4 protein-coding genes are annotated in these 3,055 nt (G+C 62.7%); all 4 read right to left on the reverse strand.

Annotation, left to right across the window (positions count from 1 at the left end):
* Positions 1-42 precede the first annotated feature (42 nt).
* Positions 43-645, reverse strand: coding sequence for a plasmid pRiA4b ORF-3 family protein (locus WN73_RS12005; RefSeq protein WP_028141367.1), 603 nt, complete (start codon positions 643-645; stop codon positions 43-45).
* A complete protein-coding gene (tnpC, locus tag WN73_RS12010) occupies positions 642-2,207 on the reverse strand; it encodes an IS66 family transposase (RefSeq protein ID WP_271552923.1) in 1,566 nt (521 codons plus the stop codon). The genes WN73_RS12005 and tnpC overlap by 4 nt, the downstream gene beginning before the upstream one ends.
* Before the next feature lie 51 nt (positions 2,208-2,258).
* Entirely contained in the window at positions 2,259-2,612 is a 354-nt protein-coding gene (gene tnpB / locus WN73_RS12015) for an IS66 family insertion sequence element accessory protein TnpB (RefSeq protein WP_211434514.1), read from the reverse strand.
* Positions 2,606-3,055: IS66-like element accessory protein TnpA (tnpA, locus tag WN73_RS12020; RefSeq protein WP_442870075.1), on the reverse strand; the 450-nt coding region annotated here is incomplete at its 5' end. The genes tnpA and tnpB, both read right to left, overlap by 7 nt.

Consider the following 3,055-nt stretch of genomic DNA (forward strand, 5'->3'; position numbering starts at 1 on the left):
GGTAAGCGCAGCTCTGCGGCCCTTTTGATTGACGCTTGACGGCTATTTTGTCCGCGTGGCGCGTCGTCGCGGCTTCCATGTGTCGGACAATGCGTTGACGGCGGCCTCAAGTGCCTTCCGGTCGACGACGTTGGGATCGAATCGCTCCGGGCCCCAGAGGCGCATGTGTTCGTGCGCCGGATGGGCGGGGTCGCTGATGGCATCGAGGTATTCGGCATAGCCTGGCGCACCGCCGACATCTTCCGGAGGACAGCGACCGGCGGCCTCGAGCAAGAAGGGAAGTCCCTCCGTCGTGGTGTTCTCGAACCATTTTTCGAGCTTGATCACATGGTCCCAGCTGTCGCCGAAGTCATAGAGATAATGGATCGTCTTCGCACCGGTCTCGCGAACGATATCGCAAAGCCGCGCTTTGCTCGCATCCATGGGCTGGTGGCCGTAATCATTGTCGGGGTCGGGAATCCCCCAATGGACCTCACCAGCGAAGAACTCGAAGAGGTGGCTGCTTGTCCAGCCAAATGCCGCCTGAAGCGTCAGATGCAGCCGATCAAGACGCAGGGTGACGGGTACGACAAGGCGACGCATCACCTCCGGCTTCACGTCCTTGAGGGTCACCTTGATCCGGACCGCGGTCGTCTTGAGGCTCATGCTGCCAGCCTCGGATCGTACGCATGCATCGCGTAAGTCGATGCCCATGGAAGCAGTTCGTCCAGTCGCGCCGCAGGCCAGCCATTGACGAGCTTGGCGAGAACGTCGGAGAGCCAGTGCTCGGCGCTGACGCTATTGAGCTTACAGGTCTCGATTAACGAAGCTAGTACTGCCCAACTCTCGGCCCCCTCGTCGCAACCGGCAAAAAGGGAGTTCTTGGCGTTGAGCTTGATCGGCCGCATCGCACGCTCAACAGCATTCGTGTCCATCTCGATGCGTCCGTCGTCAAGGTAGAGCGTCAGACCGTCCCAGTGACGCAGCGCATAACGCAAAGTCTTCGCCGTGTCGCTCTTCTGTGCAAGGTGATCAAGCGTTGCCTCAAACCACTGCTTCAAGGCTGCAGCCAGAGGCTGGGCATGCGCTTGTCGACCCGCGCGGCGCTCGGCATCCGATCGGCCTCGGAGGGCTTTCTCGACCGCGTAGAGCTGGGCGATGCGCTCAAGGGCCTCGCGGGCAACCGGAGCTGGCGCAGGCGCCGCCTCGCGCTCGATCTTCACAAACTGGCGCCGCAGATGCGACCAGCAGAAGGCGAGCGTCCCGGACAGGGCGTCCGCACGCGTCTCTCGGGTCATGGTCTTGTAAGCCTGATAGCCGTCGCAGTGGATGATGCCGCGATAGCCCTCAAGCAACCGCAAGCCATGGACGGCCCCACGGCCCGGTGCATAGGCATAGACCACTCCAGGCGGATCAGGCCCGGCCCAGGGCCGGTCATCCCGCGACAGCGCCCAGAAGTAGCCGGTTTTCGTCCTGCCGCGACCCGGATCCAACACAGGCGCCGGCGTCTCATCGACACAGAGCTTCGAGGAGGCGAGCAGAAGCTGGCGCAGCCGATGCCACAAGGGCTTCAATTCCTGGGCGGCATACCCGACCCAGAAGGCGAGCGTGGAACGGTCGAGCGCTATTCCATGCGTCGCCAGCATCTGCGCCTGGCGGTAAAGCGGCAAATGCCAATGATACTTGGCATCGATCACATGCGCGACCAGCCGCTCGGTGGGCAATCCTCCCCTGATCAATCGCTCGGGAGCCGCGTGCTGCAGGACGACGCCATGACAGGCGCGGCAGGCCAGCTTGGGACGGCGGGTGACGATGACGCGATATTGCGCCGGAACGACGTCGAGCCTCTGACTCTCATTCCGACCAATCTCGAAGAGGTCGCCCTTACAAGACGGGCAACAAGTCTCCGCCGGCATCAGGGTTTCGACGATGCGCGGCAAATGCTCCGGCAGCTGACCACGATTGGTCCTGCGCGCGACAGTTCTCTTCTCGTAAACTCTGGGATTGGCGCGATCTTCGGCGGCTTCGAGAGCCGCGACAGCCTCTTCGATGTCCTCCAGAACAAGCTGTAGCTGATCAGCGTCCAGCTTTTCCGAGGATCGACCGAACTGCGCATCTTTCGCAAGCTTGAGCAACCGCTCGAGTCTGGCGCAGCGATCCAGCAGAGCCGCGGCAAAGGCACGCAACTCGGCTGGATCGCTCGGCAGCTCATCAGGCAAATCACTCATCGGCCCGAATCTGCCATGCTTCGCGCCCCGATGCAGCGAAGATTTGTATCTTTACGCAAGTGCTTTCGGCTGCGGGATTCGAGGCGCGTGCATGCGCGTCCAATCCATGCCGGCCAGAAGCGCGGACAGCTGGGCCGCATTCATCCGCATCACGCCGGCCACGATGGGAGGCCATTTGAAGCCGCTGCCATCGAGCCGCTTCCAATACATCACAAGGCCGCTGCCATCCCAGACGACAATCTTCACCCGATCGGCGCGCTTCGCACGGAAGACCACCGCCACGCCCTTCATCGGGTCGTGGCCCAGCGTCTCCTTCGCCAAGAGCGCCAAGCCCTCCGCACCCTTCCTGAAGTCAACAGGTTGGGTCGCAACGTAGACCGTGAGGCTCGCGGGCAGTGTCAGCATGAACGTGTCCGTCGGAGCGCAATGAACACATCACTCAACACAGCAAGGCCAGGCGCCCCCCGCACCTCAACGCGTGCCCCCTGGAACTCAACCGTCACAACGGCTGCTTCCGGCGACCCGGTGGGCTCCGTGGCCGCCGGTAACGCTGATTCCGACACCACCGGCACGAATGACAGTGTGTCCGCCGAAGCCGGCAGTACCAACTGGCCCAACCGCGCCCGACGCCGCCAGTCATGCACTTGCTGGGGCCGGCAGCCATGGCGACGGGCGACATCTGTGACAACCGCGCCCGGCTCGAGGCTTTCCGCAGCAATCTGCGCCTTCAAATCGTCCGGCCAGCGCTTGCGACCTGCGCCAGCATACACCTCGATACGCGGTGACAACGGTCGTCTTATGTCGTCCGAATGGTCGTCCATTGTGAGCACCCTTGCAGAAGATGACTC

Source organism: Bradyrhizobium sp. CCBAU 45394, from assembly GCF_028128655.1.
GTDB classification, from domain to species: Bacteria; Pseudomonadota; Alphaproteobacteria; order Rhizobiales; family Xanthobacteraceae; genus Bradyrhizobium; species Bradyrhizobium diazoefficiens.